The organism is Pseudomonas sp. CCOS 191 (genome assembly GCF_001007005.1).
GTDB lineage: Bacteria > Pseudomonadota > Gammaproteobacteria > Pseudomonadales > Pseudomonadaceae > Aquipseudomonas > Aquipseudomonas soli.
The window spans coordinates 4875851-4892977 of sequence record NZ_LN847264.1 but is presented as its reverse complement, the minus strand read 5'-3'; the positions used below and the strand labels follow the sequence as shown (position 1 = coordinate 4892977).

Annotated in this window: 16 protein-coding genes; 10 read left to right on the top strand and 6 right to left on the bottom strand. The window is 63.6% G+C overall.

The genetic code is table 11. From position 1 onward, the window contains the following. Nucleotides 1-5: 5 nt before the first annotated feature. Both CCOS191_RS21815 and CCOS191_RS21810 read right to left on the bottom strand, forming a co-directional pair. The gene (locus CCOS191_RS21815) at nt 6-530 is read right to left on the bottom strand and encodes a KdsC family phosphatase (protein ID WP_046856967.1); all 525 of its coding nucleotides are present in this window, start codon (nt 528-530) and stop codon (nt 6-8) included. After that, a complete protein-coding gene (locus tag CCOS191_RS21810) occupies nt 531-1505 on the bottom strand; it encodes a KpsF/GutQ family sugar-phosphate isomerase (RefSeq protein ID WP_038707430.1) in 975 nt (324 codons plus the stop codon). Nucleotides 1506-1750: 245 nt separating this feature from the next. Here CCOS191_RS21810 and CCOS191_RS21805 point away from each other — a divergent pair, with 245 nt between their 5' ends. The 10 genes from CCOS191_RS21805 to hisC all read left to right on the top strand — a co-directional run bounded on the left by CCOS191_RS21805 (nt 1751) and on the right by hisC (nt 9681). Next, the gene (locus tag CCOS191_RS21805) at nt 1751-2560 is read left to right on the top strand and encodes an ATP-binding cassette domain-containing protein (RefSeq protein ID WP_023630420.1); all 810 of its coding nucleotides are present in this window, start codon (nt 1751-1753) and stop codon (nt 2558-2560) included. Further along, a complete protein-coding gene (gene mlaE, locus CCOS191_RS21800; protein ID WP_031315029.1) occupies nt 2560-3357 on the top strand; it encodes a lipid asymmetry maintenance ABC transporter permease subunit MlaE in 798 nt (265 codons plus the stop codon). The genes CCOS191_RS21805 and mlaE overlap by 1 nt, the downstream gene beginning before the upstream one ends. Next, nucleotides 3357-3842, top strand: coding sequence for an outer membrane lipid asymmetry maintenance protein MlaD (gene mlaD / locus CCOS191_RS21795; protein ID WP_046856966.1), 486 nt, complete (start codon nt 3357-3359; stop codon nt 3840-3842). The genes mlaE and mlaD overlap by 1 nt, the downstream gene beginning before the upstream one ends. Nucleotides 3843-3851: 9 nt before the next feature. Next, nucleotides 3852-4505, top strand: a complete 654-nt coding sequence (locus CCOS191_RS21790; RefSeq protein ID WP_046856965.1) for an MlaC/ttg2D family ABC transporter substrate-binding protein — start codon at nt 3852-3854, stop codon at nt 4503-4505. Next, entirely contained in the window at nt 4502-4804 is a 303-nt protein-coding gene (locus CCOS191_RS21785; protein ID WP_046856964.1) for an STAS domain-containing protein, read from the top strand. Before CCOS191_RS21790 ends, CCOS191_RS21785 begins: the two co-directional genes overlap by 4 nt. 118 nt (nt 4805-4922) lie before the next feature. Further along, the gene (locus CCOS191_RS21780) at nt 4923-5162 is read left to right on the top strand and encodes a BolA family protein (protein ID WP_023630425.1); all 240 of its coding nucleotides are present in this window, start codon (nt 4923-4925) and stop codon (nt 5160-5162) included. 23 nt (nt 5163-5185) lie between these two features. After that, nucleotides 5186-6451, top strand: coding sequence for a UDP-N-acetylglucosamine 1-carboxyvinyltransferase (gene murA, locus CCOS191_RS21775; RefSeq protein WP_046856963.1), 1266 nt, complete (start codon nt 5186-5188; stop codon nt 6449-6451). 93 nt (nt 6452-6544) lie between these two features. Next, nucleotides 6545-7180, top strand: coding sequence for an ATP phosphoribosyltransferase (gene hisG, locus CCOS191_RS21770; RefSeq protein ID WP_023630427.1), 636 nt, complete (start codon nt 6545-6547; stop codon nt 7178-7180). A 126-nt stretch (nt 7181-7306) separates the two neighbouring features. Further along, nucleotides 7307-8629 (top strand): histidinol dehydrogenase, encoded by a 1323-nt coding sequence (gene hisD / locus CCOS191_RS21765; RefSeq protein ID WP_023630428.1) that lies wholly within the window; start codon nt 7307-7309, stop codon nt 8627-8629. Between the two features lie 2 nt (nt 8630-8631). Next, complete coding sequence (hisC, locus tag CCOS191_RS21760; RefSeq protein WP_046856962.1) at nt 8632-9681, top strand: histidinol-phosphate transaminase; 1050 nt, start codon at nt 8632-8634, stop codon at nt 9679-9681. 866 nt (nt 9682-10547) lie between these two features. On the opposite strand, the gene CCOS191_RS21755 is transcribed toward hisC, so the two are convergent. The 4 genes from CCOS191_RS21755 to CCOS191_RS21740 all read right to left on the bottom strand — a co-directional run bounded on the left by CCOS191_RS21755 (nt 10548) and on the right by CCOS191_RS21740 (nt 17120). Continuing rightward, nucleotides 10548-13580 carry a multidrug efflux RND transporter permease subunit gene (locus CCOS191_RS21755; protein ID WP_046856961.1) on the bottom strand — a complete coding sequence of 1011 codons (3033 nt, stop codon included), beginning with the start codon at nt 13578-13580 and terminating at the stop codon, nt 10548-10550. A gap of 13 nt (nt 13581-13593) precedes the next feature. Next, the gene (locus CCOS191_RS21750) at nt 13594-14736 is read right to left on the bottom strand and encodes an efflux RND transporter periplasmic adaptor subunit (protein ID WP_046856960.1); all 1143 of its coding nucleotides are present in this window, start codon (nt 14734-14736) and stop codon (nt 13594-13596) included. A 219-nt stretch (nt 14737-14955) separates the two neighbouring features. Beyond that, a complete protein-coding gene (locus CCOS191_RS21745) occupies nt 14956-16053 on the bottom strand; it encodes a DUF1513 domain-containing protein (protein WP_046856959.1) in 1098 nt (365 codons plus the stop codon). Nucleotides 16054-16055: 2 nt separating this feature from the next. Next, a complete protein-coding gene (locus tag CCOS191_RS21740) occupies nt 16056-17120 on the bottom strand; it encodes an imelysin family protein (protein ID WP_046856958.1) in 1065 nt (354 codons plus the stop codon). Between the last annotated feature and the right edge of the window lie 7 nt (nt 17121-17127).

Sequence of the window (17127 nt, the reverse complement as noted above, 5' to 3'; positions counted from 1 at the left end):
CAGCCTTACAGGTAATGGGCGTTGGCAGCGTCCAGGGTGCCCTGGGCCTGCATGATCAGTTCACAGAACTCGCGGGCGGCGCCTTCGCCGCCGCGGGCCTGGGTAACGCCGTGGGCGTGCTGGCGAACGAAGGCCGCGGCATTCTGCACCGCCATGCCCAGGCCGACGCGGCGGATCACCGGCAGGTCGGGCAGATCGTCGCCGAGGTAGGCGACCTGTTCATAGCTTAGATTGAGTTCGGCGAGCAGGCCGTCCAGCACCACCAGTTTGTCCTCGCGGCCCTGGAACAGGTGCGGGATACCGAGGTTCTTCGCCCGGCGCTCGACCACGGGGGTCTTGCGCCCGCTGATGATCGCGGTGGTCACGCCCGAGGCCATGAGCATCTTGATGCCGTGGCCGTCGAGGGTGTTGAAGGTCTTGAACTCGCTGCCGTCCTCGAGGAAGTACAGGCGGCCATCGGTGAGCACGCCGTCGACGTCGAACACCGCCAGCTTGATGGCCTTGGCGCGTTGCATCAGGTCCTGGGTCATTTACATCACTCCGGCGCGCAGCAGGTCGTGCATGTTCAGGGCGCCGGTCGGGCGGTCGTCCTGGTCGACAACCACCAGCGCGCTGATCTTGTGGTCTTCCATGATTTTCAGTGCCTCGGCGGCGAGCATCTCGGCGCGGGCGGTCTTGCCGTGCACGGTCATGACTTCGTCGATGAGCGTCTTGTGCACGTCGATGTTGCGGTCCAGGCTGCGGCGCAGGTCACCGTCGGTGAAGACTCCGGCCAGCTTGCCGTCGTTACCCAGCACCACGGTCATGCCCAAACCTTTGCGAGACATTTCAAACAGCGCGTCCTTGAGCAGGGTGCCGCTCTTTACCACGGGCAGCTCTTCGCCGGCATGCATGACGTTCTCGACCTTCAGCAGCAGGCGACGGCCCAGCGCGCCGCCCGGGTGGGAGAAGGCGAAGTCTTCGGCGGTGAAGCCACGAGCCTCCAGCAGGGCAATGGCCAGGGCGTCGCCCAGCGCCAGCGCCGCGGTGGTGGAGGAGGTCGGTGCCAGGTTGAGCGGGCAGGCTTCCTGGGCGACGCTGGCGTCGAGGTTGACCTCGGCGGCCTGGGCCAGGGGCGAGTCCGGTTTGCCGGTGAGGCTGATCATCTGGATGCCCAGGCGCTTGATCAAGGGCAGCAGGGTGACGATCTCGGCGGTGCTGCCGGAGTTGGACAGGGCAAGAATGACATCGTCACGGGTGATCATGCCCATGTCGCCATGGCTGGCCTCGGCCGGGTGCACGAAGAACGCCGGGGTGCCGGTGCTGGCCAGGGTGGCGGCGATCTTGTTGCCGATGTGCCCCGACTTGCCCATGCCTACCACCACGACCCGTCCCTTGCTGGCCAGGATCAGTTCGCAGGCCTTGACGAAGTCCCCGTCGATGCGGGCCAGCAGGGCCTCCACGGCCTCGAGTTCGAGGCGCAGGGTGCGCTGGGCGGATTGGATCAGCTCGCTGGATTGGGTCATGTCGAAACGCAATGCCTGATGAAAAGGCGGCGATTATAGCCGCAATGTGTGAAAGGCTCATCCTTCGAATGTCATATGGATGCCGCGCCTGCCTGTCTGCGCCCTGAACGAGTGGGGTGACGGCCTTGGGGCGGGCCTATCAGCGGTGCTATAGTTCGCCGCTATTCGGCCCGCCGGGGACCTGTGTGCCTTCAAGATGAAGGCAGGCGTCCACTATGACGAGGCTGCACTAGCAAGGAGTCTAGATGAGTGTGGATAGCGCCTACGCGGTCGAGTTGAAGGGCGTCACCTTCAAGCGCGGTTCGCGCAGCATTTTCAGCAACGTGGACATACGCATTCCCCGCGGCAAGGTCACCGGCATCATGGGGCCTTCGGGGTGCGGCAAGACCACCTTGCTGCGCCTGATGGGCGCACAGTTGCGCCCGGCCGGCGGCGAAGTCTGGGTCAATGGGCAGAACCTGCCCGCGCTGTCGCGGGGCGACCTGTTCGATGCGCGCAAGCAGATGGGCGTGCTGTTCCAGAGCGGTGCGCTGTTCACCGACCTGGATGTGTTCGAGAACGTGGCCTTCCCGCTGCGGGTGCATACGCAGCTGTCGGACGAGATGATCCGCGACATCGTGCTGATGAAGCTGCAGGCCGTGGGCCTGCGCGGCGCCATCGACCTGATGCCCGACGAGCTGTCCGGTGGCATGAAGCGCCGTGTGGCGCTGGCCCGCGCGATCGCCCTGGACCCGCAGATCCTCATGTACGACGAGCCGTTCGTCGGCCAGGACCCGATCGCCATGGGCGTGCTGGTGCGCCTGATCCGCCTGCTCAACGATGCCCTGGGCATCACCAGCATCGTGGTGTCCCATGACCTTGCGGAAACCGCGAGCATTGCCGACTACATCTATGTGGTCGGCGATGGCCAGGTGCTGGGGCAGGGCACGCCGGACGAACTGATGGGCTCGGACAACCCGCGCATCCGCCAGTTCATGAAAGGCGACCCGGATGGCCCGGTACCCTTCCACTTCCCTGCGCCTGACTACCGCGCCGATCTGCTGGGGACGCGTTGATGCGCAGAAAATCCTTACTCGAACGTATCCGTCTGTTCGGTCGTTCGGCCATCGATGTGCTGGCCGTGCTGGGACGCTCGTGCCTGTTCCTCGGCCATTCGCTGGGCGGGCGCAGTGGTATCGGCGGCGGTTTCCAGCTGCTGGTCAAGCAGCTGTATTCGGTGGGCGTGCTGTCGCTGGCGATCATCGTCGTGTCCGGCGTGTTCATCGGCATGGTGCTGGCCCTGCAGGGCTACAGCATTCTCAACAAGTACGGCTCGGAACAGGCGGTGGGGCAGATGGTCGCCCTGACCCTGCTGCGCGAGCTTGGGCCGGTGGTCACTGCCTTGCTGTTCGCCGGTCGCGCGGGTTCCGCGTTGACCGCCGAAATCGGCAACATGAAATCCACCGAGCAGCTGTCGAGCCTGGAAATGATCGGCGTCGACCCGCTCAAGTACATCGTGGCGCCACGCCTGTGGGCCGGCTTCATTTCGCTGCCGCTGCTGGCGCTGATCTTCAGTGTGGTGGGCATCTGGGGCGGCTCGTGGGTCGCCGTGGACTGGCTGGGCGTCTACGAAGGCTCGTTCTGGGGCAACATGCAGAACAGCGTCTCTTTCAGCGACGACGTGCTCAACGGGCTGATCAAGAGCCTGGTGTTCGCCTTCGTCGTCACCTGGATCGCCGTATTCCAGGGGTACGACTGTGAGCCCACTTCAGAAGGGATCAGCCGTGCCACCACCAAGACCGTGGTCTATGCCTCGTTGGCAGTCCTGGGTCTGGACTTTATTCTGACCGCCTTGATGTTTGGAGATTTCTGATGCAAAACCGCACCCTGGAAATCGGTGTCGGCCTGTTCCTCCTGGCCGGGATCCTGGCGCTGCTGCTGCTGGCCCTGCGTGTCAGCGGGCTGTCGGCCAGCCCGAGCAGCGACACATATAAAGTTTATGCGTACTTCGACAATATCGCCGGTTTGACGGTCAGAGCTAAAGTGACCATGGCCGGTGTGACCATCGGCAAGGTCACGGCCATCGATCTGGACCGCGACTCGTATACCGGTCGGGTGACGCTGCAGCTGGACAAGCATGTCGACAACCTGCCGACCGACTCCACTGCCTCGATCCTGACCGCCGGCCTGCTGGGCGAGAAGTACATCGGCATCAGCGTGGGTGGCGAGGACGTGGTTCTCAAGGATGGCGGCACCATCCACGACACGCAGTCGGCGCTGGTGCTGGAAGATCTGATCGGCAAGTTCCTGCTCAACTCGGTGGGCAAGGAACCGAAAGAAGCTCAACCGGCTAATTAAGGAGTTTCCATGATTTCGATCCTGCGACGTGGCCTGCTGGTTCTGCTGGCGGCTTTCCCCCTGCTGGCCCTGGCGGCGCCTGGGCAGTCTGCCCGTGATGTGATCCAGGGCACCACCACCCAGTTGCTCAGCGACCTGAAGAGCAACAAGGAGCAGTACAAGGCCGACCCCAATGCGTTCTACAACGCGCTCAACGCCAACCTTGGCCCGGTGGTCGATGCCGACGGCATCTCCAAGAGCATCATGACGGTCAAGTATTCGCGCAAGGCCTCGCCCGAGCAGATGCAGCGCTTCCAGGAGAACTTCAAGCGCAGCCTGATGCAGTTCTATGGCAACGCCTTGCTGGAGTACAACAACCAGGGCATCACCGTCGATCCGGCCAAGGCCGAGGGTGATGATCGCACCAGCGTCGGCATGAAGATCACCGGCACCAACGGCGCGGTCTATCCGGTGCAGTACACCATGGTCAAGCTGGACGGCGAGTGGAAGGTGCGTAACGTCATCGTCAACGGCATCAATATCGGCAAGCTGTTCCGCGACCAGTTCCAGGATGCCATGCAGCGTAACGGCAACAACCTGGACAAGACCATCGACGGTTGGGCTGGTGAAGTGGCCAAGGCCAAGGAAACGGCCGACAGCTCGCCGGATAAGGAAGTCAAATGAGCGACGCCGCCGTGAGCATGGCCGCGCCGGGCGTTCTTGCCCTGGCCGGCGTGCTGGATTACCGCAGCGGCCCGGCCCTGCGCAAACAGGGCAAGGCGTTGATCGCCGCCAGTGGCGAGTCGCGCCTGGTGTTCGATTGCACTGCGGTGGTCAAGTCGAGCAGCGTTGGCCTGTCGTTGCTGCTGGGGTTCATGCGCGATGCCCAGACGGCCGGAAAAACCTGGGAGTTGCGCGGTATCCCCGAGAACATGCAGGAAATTGCCGGGGTCTATGACCTCGATGAGGTATTGGCGGGCTGATGCCCTGCCGTTCGGGAAAGGCCCCTCGGTCAGTGCGCCCCTTCATGGGCTTCGCAGGCGAGGGGCTTTTTTGTATGATGGCCGACCCGCGCGCGTTGGGCGCCGATCGAGGTTGAGCATGCAGGCCGTAGAAGTTAAAAGCTTTCTGGAAGAGAAATTGCCGGGAACCCAGGTCGAAGTTGAAGGCGAAGGCTGCAACTTCCAGTTGAACGTGATCAGCGACGAGCTGGCCGGCCAGAGCCCGGTCAAGCGTCAGCAGGCGATCTATGCTCACCTCAATCCGTGGATCGCCAACGGCAGCATTCACGCGGTAACCATGAAATTCTTCAGCAGCGCAGCCTGGGCTGAGCGCACCTGAGCCTACTTGGCGGCGAGATACGTATGGACAAACTGATTATCACTGGTGGCGCGCGTCTCGATGGCGAGATCCGCATTTCCGGCGCAAAGAACTCCGCCCTGCCGATCCTTTCGGCCACCCTGCTGTGCGATGGCCCGGTCACGGTCGGCAACCTGCCGCACCTGCACGACATCACCACCATGATCGAGCTGTTCGGCCGCATGGGCATCGAGCCTGTGATCGACGAAAAGCTCTCGGTGGAGATCGACCCGCGTACCATCAAGACCCTGGTCGCCCCCTACGAGCTGGTCAAGACCATGCGCGCCTCGATCCTGGTGCTCGGCCCCATGGTAGCCCGCTTCGGTGAGGCCGAAGTGGCCCTGCCGGGTGGCTGCGCCATCGGTTCGCGTCCGGTCGACCTGCACATCCGCGGCCTCGAGGCCATGGGCGCGAAGATCGACGTCGAAGGCGGCTACATCAAGGCCAAGGCCCCCGAAGGCGGCCTGCGCGGCGCGCATTTCTTCTTCGATACCGTCAGCGTCACCGGCACCGAGAACATCATGATGGCCGCCGCCCTGGCCAAGGGCCGCAGCGTGCTGCAGAACGCCGCCCGTGAGCCGGAGGTGGTCGACCTGGCCAACTTCCTGATCGCCATGGGTGCGAAGATCCAGGGCGCCGGTACCGACACCATCACTATCGATGGCGTCGAGCGCCTGCACTCGGCCAACTACCGTGTCATGCCCGACCGTATCGAGACCGGCACCTACCTGGTCGCCGCTGCCGTGACCGGTGGCCGCGTCAAGGTCAAGGATACCGACCCGACCATCCTCGAAGCTGTCCTCGAGAAGCTCAAGGAAGCCGGCGCCGACATCACCACCGGCGAAGACTGGATCGAGCTGGACATGCACGGCAAGCGGCCGAAGGCCGTTAACCTGCGTACCGCTCCGTACCCGGCATTCCCGACCGACATGCAGGCGCAGTTCATTTCGCTCAACGCCATCGCCGAAGGCACTGGCGCGGTGATCGAGACCATCTTCGAAAACCGCTTCATGCACGTGTATGAAATGCACCGCATGGGCGCGCAGATCCAGGTCGAGGGCAACACCGCCATCGTCACTGGCGTCAAGGCGCTCAAAGGTGCGCCGGTAATGGCCACCGACCTGCGTGCTTCCGCCAGCCTGGTGCTGTCGGCGCTGGTCGCCGAAGGCGACACCCTGATCGATCGCATCTACCACATCGACCGTGGCTACGAGTGCATCGAGGAGAAACTGCAGATGCTGGGCGCGAAGATCCGTCGCGTACCGGGCTAGCAGTCATCGTGGCGCAGGGACGCGCCAGCCGAATCCTATGCGGTCGGGCTGCTGAGCCCGGCCGGCAGTAGACGCTTAAGGACCGACGTTCCAATGTTGACCATCGCGCTATCCAAAGGCCGTATTCTCGACGATACCCTGCCACTGCTGGCCGAGGCCGGTATCGTGCCGACCGAGAATCCGGACAAGAGCCGCAAGCTGATCATCCCCACCACGCAGGATGATGTGCGCCTGCTCATCGTGCGTGCCACCGATGTGCCGACCTATGTCGAGCATGGCGCCGCCGACCTCGGTGTGGCCGGCAAGGACGTGCTGATGGAATACGGTGGCCAGGGCCTGTACGAACCCCTGGACCTGCAGATCGCCCAGTGCAAGCTGATGACCGCTGGCGTAACCGGCGCACCAGAGCCCAAAGGCCGCCTGCGCGTGGCTACCAAGTTCGTCAATGTAGCCAAGCGCTACTATGCCGAACAGGGCCGCCAGGTCGACATCATCAAGCTGTACGGCTCCATGGAGCTGGCGCCACTGATCAACCTTGCCGACAAGATCATCGACGTGGTCGACACCGGCAATACCCTGCGCGCCAACGGCCTCGAGCCCCAGGACCTGATCGCCACGATCAGCTCGCGCCTGGTGGTCAACAAGGCCTCCATGAAGATGCAGCACGCCCGTATCCAGAGCCTGATCGACACCCTGCGCAACGCCGTCGAATCGCGACACCGCGGCTGACCTCTGCGCGCGACCTCCGCTGTCGCGCCCGTCTATCCGCGTCATAGCCTTTTTTCTCAGGTGCCCGCGCGGATGGAGTGGTAGCTTTAGGGCGCCTGAACATCCGCTAATAACGAGGCCCTCGCCATGACCGTGTCCACTGCAATTGCCCGTCTCAACGCCGCTGACCAGGATTTCGCCCGACATCTGGATCATCTGCTGAGCTGGGAAAGTGTGTCCGATGACGCGGTCAACCAGCGCGTGCTCGACATCATCAAGGCCGTGCGTGAGCGCGGTGACCAGGCACTGGTGGAGTTCACCCAGCGTTTCGATGGTGTTGATGCCAAGACGATCGACGACTTGATCCTCGATCGCGAGCGCCTGGAGCTGGCACTGACGCGCATTACCCCGGTACAGCGCGAGGCCCTGGAAAAGGCCGCCAACCGCGTGCGCATCTACCATGAGCGGCAGAAGCAGGACTCGTGGCAGTACACCGAGGCTGACGGCACTGTCCTCGGCCAGAAGGTCACGCCGCTGGACCGCGCCGGGCTGTATGTGCCTGGTGGCAAGGCGTCGTACCCGTCGTCGGTGCTGATGAATGCCATTCCGGCCAAGGTCGCGGGCGTCAGCGAAGTGGTGATGGTAGTGCCGACCCCGCGTGGCGAGGTCAACGAACTGGTACTTGCCGCGGCCTGCATCGCCGGGGTCGACCGTGTGTTCACCGTCGGTGGCGCCCAGGCCGTGGCAGCCCTGGCCTACGGTACCGAGAGCGTGCCGCAGGTGGACAAGATCGTCGGCCCGGGCAACATCTATGTGGCGACCGCCAAGCGCCATGTGTTCGGCCAGGTCGGCATCGACATGATCGCCGGACCTTCGGAGATCCTGGTGGTCTGCGACGGCCAGACCGACCCGGACTGGATCGCCATGGACCTGTTCTCCCAGGCCGAGCACGACGAGGATGCCCAGGCGATTCTGGTCAGCCCGGACGCCGCTTTCCTCGATCGCGTCGCTGCCAGCATCGACAAGCTGCTGCCGACCATGGAGCGTGCCGAGATCATCGAGAAGTCGATCAATGGCCGTGGCGCGCTGATCCAGGTGCGTGACATGCAGCAGGCCATCGAGGTGGCCAACCGCATTGCCCCTGAGCACCTGGAGCTGTCGGTGGCCGACCCGCAGGCCTGGTTACCGCAGATCCGCCATGCCGGCGCGATCTTCATGGGCCGCCACACCAGCGAGGCGCTGGGCGACTACTGCGCCGGCCCCAACCACGTGCTGCCGACCTCCGGCACCGCGCGCTTCTCTTCGCCACTGGGCGTGTATGACTTCCAGAAGCGTTCGTCGATCATCTTCTGCTCCGAGCAGGGCGCGTCCGAGCTGGGTCATACCGCTTCCGTGCTGGCCCGAGGCGAATCGCTGACCGCCCACGCGCGCAGCGCCGAATACCGCATCCTCAACGAGAAGGGGAACTGAGCATGAGTCGATTCTGGAGTCCCTTCGTCAAGGGCCTGGTGCCTTACGTGCCGGGTGAGCAGCCAAAGCTGGCGCGGCTGGTCAAGCTCAACACCAACGAGAACCCCTATGGCCCGTCGCCCAAGGCGCTGGAAGCCATGCGCGGTGAGCTCAACGATAACCTGCGGCTGTATCCGGACCCGAACGGTGACCGGCTCAAGCAGGCGGTGGCCGAGTACTACGGAGTGACGCCGGCCCAGGTGTTCGTCGGTAATGGCTCGGACGAGGTGCTGGCGCACATTTTCCACGGTCTGTTCCAGCATGACCGCGGGCCGCTGCTGTTCCCGGACGTGAGCTACAGCTTCTATCCGGTGTATTGCGGCTTGTACGGTATCGCGTTCGACCAGGTGGCGCTGGATGAGCAGTTCCAGATCCGTGTTTCGGACTACAGCAAGCCTAATGCCGGGGTCATTTTCCCCAACCCCAATGCGCCGACCGGCTGCCTGTTGCCGCTTGAGGCGGTCGAGCAACTGCTGCAGGCCAACCGGGATTCGGTGGTGGTGGTCGATGAGGCCTACATCGATTTCGGTGGCGAAACGGCCATCAGCCTGGTTGATCGCTACGACAACCTGCTGGTGACCCAGACCTTGTCCAAGTCGCGTTCGCTTGCCGGGCTGCGAGTCGGGCTGGCGGTGGGGCATCCTGACCTGATCGAGGCGTTGGAGCGGATCAAGAACAGCTTCAACTCCTATCCGTTGGATCGTATGGCGATTGTCGGGGCCGCGGCGGCGTTCGACGACCGGGAGTATTTCGATGAGACCTGCCGCAAGGTTATCGACAGCCGGGAAGTGCTGGTTTCTGAGTTGGTGGCGCGTGGGTTCGAAGTGCTGCCTTCGGCGGCGAACTTTATCTTTGCCCGGCATCCCGGGCAGGATGCTGCCGGGATCGCGGCGCGGCTTCGTGAGCAGGGGGTGATTGTTCGGCACTTCAAGCAGGAGCGGATTGCGCAGTTCCTGCGGATTACCATTGGGACGCCGGAGATGAATCAGGCTTTGCTTGATGCTTTGAATTGATATCAGGGGTTTGACAGGGGGGCGGATTGGGGGTGGTTGTTCTGACTTCTGATTCGCCCCTTGTTGTTGTTGTTGTTGTTGTTGTTGTTGTTGTTTGGTGGTTTTGGGAGTTGTATGCGCATTCATTTGTGATGTCGACGCTTATTCACCTTTCCGCCCTTACGGCGGCTTACTTTGGTCTTGGCCAAAGTAAGCAAAGCCGTTGCGCTCCATTCATCCGGCCCTCCGCTTCGCTCCGGGTTCCCTCACTCCGGTCTTGCTCCCGGGAGGACCGCGCTGAACGCCCCATCCTGGGGCGCAGCGCTTGACGGGCATCCATGCCCGTCACCTCCCTCCGCAAGACCTCCGTTCGGCCTCCTGAAGTCGCGAAGTTACGGGCGGCGCCTGGACTGGCGCAGCTGTCGCTAGTTGGAGCGCAATTAATCTCTCGATTGTTTCGCGGGCTTGCCCCGCGATAGGCCGGAACAGCCAATATATAACTTACTTTGAAACAGTAAACTTCGCATTTCCTGCTCTTGCTCTTGCTCTTGCTCTTGCTCTTGCTGTTGCTGTTGCTTCTAAGCGCGCGACAGTTCAGGCGCCGCCAATTGCGACTTCAGGAGGCCGAGCGGAGTTCTTGCGTAGTGGGGCGACGGCCATGGATGGCCGTCGAGCGCTGCGCCCCAGGATGGGGCGTACAGCGCGGTACCCACGGGAGCAAGAACGGAGCGAGGGAACCCCGGAGCGAAGCGTAGGGGCCGGATGAACGGAGCCGAACGGTTTTGCCGACTTTTGCCAAGACAAAAGTCGGCCGCCGTAAGGGCGGAAAGGTGACTAAATGTCGATATCGTCTACGAATACGCACACAAAACCAAAAACAATCACCCTCAAGCCCCAGCAACACTTTTATGCGCCAAAACACTATAAATACAAGGCAAAACAAACAAGGTAAACAAAGTCCCCACCGACATCCCGGTAGCAATCACCATCCCGATATCAAACCGGCTGACCGCCCCGGCCCCGGTAGCCAGAATTAAAGGCACCATGCCAAACACCATGGCCGCCGTGGTCATCAGCACCGGCCGCAGGCGAATCGCAGCGGCTTCTTCGATCGCCTCACGTACCCCAAGCCCCCGCTCGTCCCGTAGCTGATTGGCAAACTCGACAATGAGAATCCCATGCTTGGTAATCAACCCGATCAGTGTCACCAACCCCACCTGGGTATAGATGTTCATGCTCGAGACCCCAAGGAACAGCGGCAAGAGCGCCCCGCAGATGGACAACGGCACGGTCACCAGAATCACCAGCGGATCGCGGAAACTCTCGAACTGCGCCGCCAGCACCAGGAAGATGATCGCCAGTGCCAGGCCGAAGGTCACCCACAACGCGCTGCCCTCCTGGACGAACTGCCGCGCTGTCCCCGCATAGTCCAGCGAAAAGCCTTCCGGCGCCTCTTCGCGGGCAATGGCGCGCACGGTTTCCAGCGCTTCACCCATGCTCACCAGCGGAACGCCCTGGATGATCGCCGAGTTCAGCTGCTGGAACTGGTTGAGCTGTCGCGGCCGGGCCCGGTCGCTCAGGGTGATCAAGGTCGATAATGGCAACAGCTGGCCTTGCTCGTTCTTCACGTAATAGTTGTTCAGCCAACCGGGGTTGGCGCGGTAGGGCCGTTCGACCTGGGCGATGACCTTGTAGCTGCGACCCTCCAGCGTGAAGCGGTTGATCTCGGCCTCGCCCAGCAAGGTCGCCAGGGTGCTGCCCAGGGTGTCCATCGACACGCCCATCTGCGCCGCCTTGGCGCGGTCGATGTCGATCACCACCTCGGGTTTGTCGAAGGCCAGGTCGATGTCGAGGAAGGCGAATTTGCCCGAGGCCTGGGCGCGCTCCTTGACCCGTTGCGCCACTTCCAGTAGCGCCGGGTAGTCACCGGCGGTGTTGATCACCAGCTGGAACGGCAGGCCCTCGCCAGTGCCGGGCAGCGATGGCAGGTTGAAGCCGAAGATCTGTAGGCCGCCAATCTGTTCGAGTTCGGCCTGCACCAGTGGCAGCAGCTGCATCTGCGTGCGCTCGCGTTCGCTCCAGGGTTTGAGCAGGAAGCCGCCGATACCGCTCTGCACGCCGTTGAAGCCATTGATCTGGAATGACGAGTAGTACTCGGGGAAGCCCTTGAAGATTGGCGTGAACTGGTCGGTATAGGCGTTGAGGTAGTCCAGGTTCGCGGTTTGCGGCGAACTGCTCATCATGAAGATAACCCCCTGGTCCTCCTCCGGCGCCAGCTCGTTGCGGGTGAACATCAGCAGCACCGGGATCAGGCACAGGATCAGCACGGCGAACACCAGCACCACCGGGCGGCTGTTCAGCGTGCCGTGCAGCAGGCGCTGGTAGCGGACCTTGAGCGATTCGAAGATCAGGTCCAGGCGGTGGGCCAGGCCGCTGGGGTTCTGTTCGTGGCGCAGCAGTACGGCGCACATCATGGGGGAGAGGGTGAGGGCGACGATCCCGGAGATGACCACGGCACCGGCCAGGGTCAAGGCGAACTCCTTGAACAGGGCGCCGGTCAGCCCGGTAAGAAAGCCGATGGGAGCGTACACAGCAGCCAAGGTGATAGTCATCGACACGACCGGCAGGGCGATCTCGCGGGCACCCTCCAGGGCCGCTTCGAAGGGCGTCTTGCCTTCTTCGATATGGCGGTGGATGTTTTCCACCACGACGATGGCGTCATCCACCACCAGGCCGATGGCCAGTACCATCGCCAGCAAGGTCAGCAGATTCAGCGAATAGCCCATCATCTGCATGAAAAACAGTACGCCGATCATCGACAGCGGGATGGTCACCACTGGGATCACCACCGAACGCAGGGCGCCGAGGAACAGGAACACCACGACGATGACGATCAGCACCGCTTCGCCGAGGGTCTTGATCACTTCGTCGATGGAGGCCTGGATGAACAGGGTGGCGTCGTAGGCAATGGACACCTTCAGACTGGAGGGCAGTTCTTCTTCGAGCTGCGGCATGATCCGCCGCACTTCCTTGATCACCTCCAGCGGGTTGGCCGCCGGCGTGGCCTTGATGCCGATGTACACCGAGGGCGTGCCGTCGAACGAACTGACCGTGTCGTAGTTTTCCGCACCCATTTCCACCCGGGCCACGTCACCCAGCAGCACCCGGCTGTCACCGCTGGTCTTCACCGGCAGGGCGGCGAAGGCCTCGGCGGACTTGAGCTCGGTGGTGGCGTTGATGCTGGTGACCACGTACTCGCCCTTCACTTCGCCGGCCGCGGAGAGGAAGTTGTAGCGGCGCACGGCGTTGGTCACGTCCACCGCCGACAGGCCGAAGCCGGCCAGCTTCACCGGGTCGATCCAGATACGCATGGCGAACACCTGGTTGCCGAGGATCTCGGCCTCGGCCATGCCCGGCAACGTGGCCAGCTTGGGCTGGATGACCCGTGACAGGTAGTCGGTGATCTGCGGGTTGCTCATTTCCTTGCTGTAGAAGCTGATGTACATCAGCGCCGAGGCGTCAGCGGCCTCCTTGCTCAGTACCGGATCCTCGGAGTCCTGGGGCAGCTTGTTGCGCACCTCGTTGGCCTTGGCCAGCAACTGGGTGAACAGGCGGTCGGTGTCGGCGCCGATCCGCGCGTAGACCGAAATGATCGAGAAGTTCTGCCGGCTCACCGAGGTCATGTAGTCGATGCCGTCGGCGCTGGCCAGGCTCTGCTGCAGCGGCTGGGTGATGTAGCCCTGGATGGTCTCGGCGTTGGCCCCGGGGTAGGCGGTGGTCACCGTGATCAGGGCGTTTTCCATCTGCGGGTACTGGCGGATCTGCAGCTTGCTCCAGGCCTGCAGGCCCAGCAGCAGGATCAACAGGCTGACCACGCAGGCCAGCACTGGGCGGCGGATGAACGGGTCGGTGAATGCCATAGGCGCCTCCCGTTCACTGCACGCCAGGCGCGGCGGGCTTCAGGGCCGAATCGGCGCTGATGCGGATCGCCGCGCCCGGGTTCAGCTTGAGCTGGCCGGCGGTGACGACCTGGTCGCCGGCCTGCAGGCCCTTGAGCACCACGACCCAACCCTCGCGGCGTTCGCCGGTCTGCACGGTGAGTTGTTCGGCGATCAGTTGCGGCTGATCGTTGGCATCGCGCAGCGGCTGGCCGTCCTCGCCCTTTTTCGGGCTGACGCGATACACCGAGTTGCCATAGAGGGTGTAGGTGATGGCGTTTTCCGGCACCACGACCTGCGGTTGCGGGTCGGGCAGCAACAGTTGCAGGCTGGCGAACATGCCCGGTAGCAGCTTGCCCTCGGGGTTGGCCAGGGTGGCGCGGACCAGCAGGTTACGCGTGCTTTCCTCGACCTTGGGGTTGATCGCGCTGAGGCTGGCGGGGAAGGTCTGGTCAGGGTAGGCGGCCACCTGGGCCAGCACCCGCTGGCCCAGGCTCAGGTGCGGTAGGGCCTGCTCGGGCACATTGAAATCGACGTAGAGGCTGGACAGATCCTGCAGGGTGGCGATCACCGTGCCGCTGGGCAGGTAGGCGCCGACGTCCACTTGGCGGATGCCGATGGTGCCGCTGAACGGAGCGCTGATGCTCTTTTTCGCCAGCGATGCCTTGAGCTGGTCGACCACGGCCTGGTTGCGCCGGTACTGGCTGGTCAGGCGGTCGTACTCGCCACGGGAGATCGCCGAGTCGCCGACCAGTTGGCTGCCACGGCCGAAGTCGACCTTGGCCAGTCCCAGGTCAGCCTGGGCGGTGCCGAGCAGTGCGGTTTCCTGGTCGCTGTCCAGCTGCAGCAGCAACTGGCCAGCCTTGACCTGCTGCCCGGACTCGAAATGCAGTGACTTCACCGTGCCGGCCACTTCCAGGCTCAACTCAACGCCCTGGTAGGCCTTGAGGCTACCGACCGCCGGCAGGCGCTCCTGCCACTGGCGTAGCTCGGCCTGGGCCGCGGCAACGCTGACCGGGGGCCTGGGCTGCGAGAACATCTGCACTTGCCGGTAGATGGAAAAGGCCTTGATGCCCCCCAGGATCAACACGATCAGCAGGACGACGGCCAACATGATCAGCATGCGGCGGCGCAACATGGTCCGGTTCCCTGGAAGTGGATTTTGTTGTTCGTCGGGCACGACCACGGGCGATCCGGCCCACGTGCGATGGGGCAAGTATTGTCGGTTTTCTGGAAAAGGGGAGGAGATAGATTGCCTGTTGTGGCCTCATCGCCGGCAAGCCGGCTCCCACAGGAGGGTGTTGCTGGTGTGGGAGCCGGCTTGCCGGCGATGGGGCCGGTGCAGGCAATAGAACGATCAGACCAGGTGCAGATGGTTATCCCAGAAGCCTGAAGGCAGGTCCATCGGTTGCCCGATCAACTGCGCCTGGCGGCAATCATAGAAGCGGCAGCGGCCTTGCCCGGAGGTGACGACGAAACCATCCTTCACCGCTCCGACCCCGGCGCAATCGGGCATCGGCGCATCAAGTTTGACTGCGCCGCTGTCCAGGTCCCAGATGAACAGGCGGTTGGCCCGCGGCGCGGTCAGCGCCACCAGGCGCAGGTCGCTGTGGATGGCGACGCTGGCGGTGTACTGGGCCATCGATTGCAGCTGACGCTCCGGCACCGGGAAGGCCTGGAACGGCTCGCCCGGGCGCTTGATCGCCAGCAGTTCGGCGGTTTCTTCCGAGCCACCCATGAACTGCTGGCAGGCGGCGATGGTGCCATCTTCGCCAACTGCCAGGTGACGCACGCTGTTCATCTGCTGGGCCAGGGTCTCCTTGCTCAGCAGTGTTCCGTTACGCTGCATCAGCACCAGGCTCGGCTCCATGGCGTCGAGGTTCATCTCCACGCGGCTCTCGGCCTCGGTGCGGATGCCGCCGTTGGCCACCACCAGGGTCTCGCCGTCGGGCAGCCAGGCCACTTCGTGGGGCCCGATGCCGTGGGTGGGGATCTCGCCGCTGTGCACCAGGCGCTCGCCCTCGAAGCGGTAGACGCCCAATACGCCGCGGCCCGGGTCGCTGGTGTCGTTCTCGGTCGCATACAGCCACTCGCCACCCTTGTGGATCACTGCGTGGCCGTAGAAGTGCCGGCTGGGCTGTGAGGCGAGGGTCTGCAGCAGGCGCCCGTCACGCAGGTCGACCAGATAGCTCTCGGTGCCGGGCCGGCGGGCGACGAACAGCGCGATCGGCAGCGTCGGGTGGTTGATGATCGCATGGCAACGCTGGGCCACCTGGGTGCTGAACACCTGGCTGCCGTCCAGGCGAAAGCCGACGGCGTAGTGCTTGCCGTCGCCGTCGTCGCGGGCCGAAAGCAGCAAGGGTTCGCTGCCTTTGCCGCGGAACAGGCTCCAGCCGCCCAAGGTCAGGGCGCTGAGCAGAACGCTACCGAGTTTCAGGGCCTGGCGTCGCAGCATGATCAGTCACCGTCGTTGGCGTTGAAGCCCAGCTGGATGTTCAGCGCCTTGGCCAGCTCGCCTTCGTGCAGGCGGTGGACGACGTTGAGGGCATCGTAGATCTGGTTGAGGGTCTGCTTGCCAGCGTCATCGGCCAGCAGTTCGCCGAGGGTCTTCTGGTTGTCGGCCAGCAGCTTGAGCGCAGCAGCATAGGCGTCGTCGATCTTCTGTGCCAGTGCCGCCTGGTCCTTGCCCAGCAGTCCGCGCAGGCCTTGGTTGTCGACCCCGACCCAGACGGTCTGGGCGGCCTTGAGCGAGGCTTCCAGGCTCTTGATCGAGGAGTGGCTGCGCCAGGCCTCGGCCTGCAGCGGTTGCGCAATGCCCTTGCTCTGCCGGCCCATCGGCGCGCCGAGCTTTTTCTTCAGGCTATCCAGGGCGGTGACCTGGGCACGCAGTACGTCGGCGATCGCCTCGTGGGAGTCGGCGTAGCGCTGGTTGGGGAACTTGGTCATCTGCGACAGCATGCCGTCGGTGCTGTTCCAGCCTTTGAGGATCTCTTCGGCCAAGGCCTTCTGGTGTTCGCCGATGGCGACCAGCAGCGGGCAGTAGCGGGCCTTCTGTTCGGCGCTGGCGATGTCCGGCTTGCTGTCGAACAGGATGTATTCGTAGGCGGACAGGCCACGGACCACGACGCTGGCCTTGCCCAGCGACTCGACGGTGACCGCCTGCTCGCCGTTGACCAGTTGCTCGACCTGGCGGCCGACCAGGTTTTTCTTGTCTGGCCAGAACTGCACCTGCCAGGCACGGTTGCCTTCGGCCAGCGGGCCGACCAGCAATGGCTGCAATTCGGCCCAGGCTTTTTGCGCGCTGAGGAAGTCGGCGCGGGCGGTCTCGAGGTCCTGCTTGCCCTCACAGTAGGCCAGGGCGCTGGCGGCCAGTTGTCGGTCAGCCTCGACCCAGCGGCTGTAGGTCGGCAGGATCACCTGCTTGGCGATGGCCGCGGAGGTCACTGCCTGTGGGTCCTGCGGCGAGCAGGCGCCCAAGGCGAGTGCGGCGAGGCTGGTGAACAACAGTTTGGGTCGGAACATGCCCGGC

Excerpts from the sequence above, each read along its gene's own strand:
- CCOS191_RS21815 (WP_046856967.1), bottom strand. The coding sequence starts at position 530 with ATGACCCAGGACCTGATGCAACGCGCCAAGGCCATCAAGCTGGCGGTG.
- CCOS191_RS21810 (WP_038707430.1), bottom strand. The coding sequence starts at position 1,505 with ATGACCCAATCCAGCGAGCTGATCCAATCCGCCCAGCGCACCCTGCGC.
- CCOS191_RS21805 (WP_023630420.1), top strand. The coding sequence starts at position 1,751 with ATGAGTGTGGATAGCGCCTACGCGGTCGAGTTGAAGGGCGTCACCTTC.
- mlaE (WP_031315029.1), top strand. The coding sequence starts at position 2,560 with ATGCGCAGAAAATCCTTACTCGAACGTATCCGTCTGTTCGGTCGTTCG.
- mlaD (WP_046856966.1), top strand. The coding sequence starts at position 3,357 with ATGCAAAACCGCACCCTGGAAATCGGTGTCGGCCTGTTCCTCCTGGCC.
- CCOS191_RS21790 (WP_046856965.1), top strand. The coding sequence starts at position 3,852 with ATGATTTCGATCCTGCGACGTGGCCTGCTGGTTCTGCTGGCGGCTTTC.
- CCOS191_RS21785 (WP_046856964.1), top strand. The coding sequence starts at position 4,502 with ATGAGCGACGCCGCCGTGAGCATGGCCGCGCCGGGCGTTCTTGCCCTG.
- CCOS191_RS21780 (WP_023630425.1), top strand. The coding sequence starts at position 4,923 with ATGCAGGCCGTAGAAGTTAAAAGCTTTCTGGAAGAGAAATTGCCGGGA.
- murA (WP_046856963.1), top strand. The coding sequence starts at position 5,186 with ATGGACAAACTGATTATCACTGGTGGCGCGCGTCTCGATGGCGAGATC.
- hisG (WP_023630427.1), top strand. The coding sequence starts at position 6,545 with ATGTTGACCATCGCGCTATCCAAAGGCCGTATTCTCGACGATACCCTG.
- hisD (WP_023630428.1), top strand. The coding sequence starts at position 7,307 with ATGACCGTGTCCACTGCAATTGCCCGTCTCAACGCCGCTGACCAGGAT.
- hisC (WP_046856962.1), top strand. The coding sequence starts at position 8,632 with ATGAGTCGATTCTGGAGTCCCTTCGTCAAGGGCCTGGTGCCTTACGTG.
- CCOS191_RS21755 (WP_046856961.1), bottom strand. The coding sequence starts at position 13,580 with ATGGCATTCACCGACCCGTTCATCCGCCGCCCAGTGCTGGCCTGCGTG.
- CCOS191_RS21750 (WP_046856960.1), bottom strand. The coding sequence starts at position 14,736 with ATGTTGCGCCGCCGCATGCTGATCATGTTGGCCGTCGTCCTGCTGATC.
- CCOS191_RS21745 (WP_046856959.1), bottom strand. The coding sequence starts at position 16,053 with ATGCTGCGACGCCAGGCCCTGAAACTCGGTAGCGTTCTGCTCAGCGCC.
- CCOS191_RS21740 (WP_046856958.1), bottom strand. The coding sequence starts at position 17,120 with ATGTTCCGACCCAAACTGTTGTTCACCAGCCTCGCCGCACTCGCCTTG.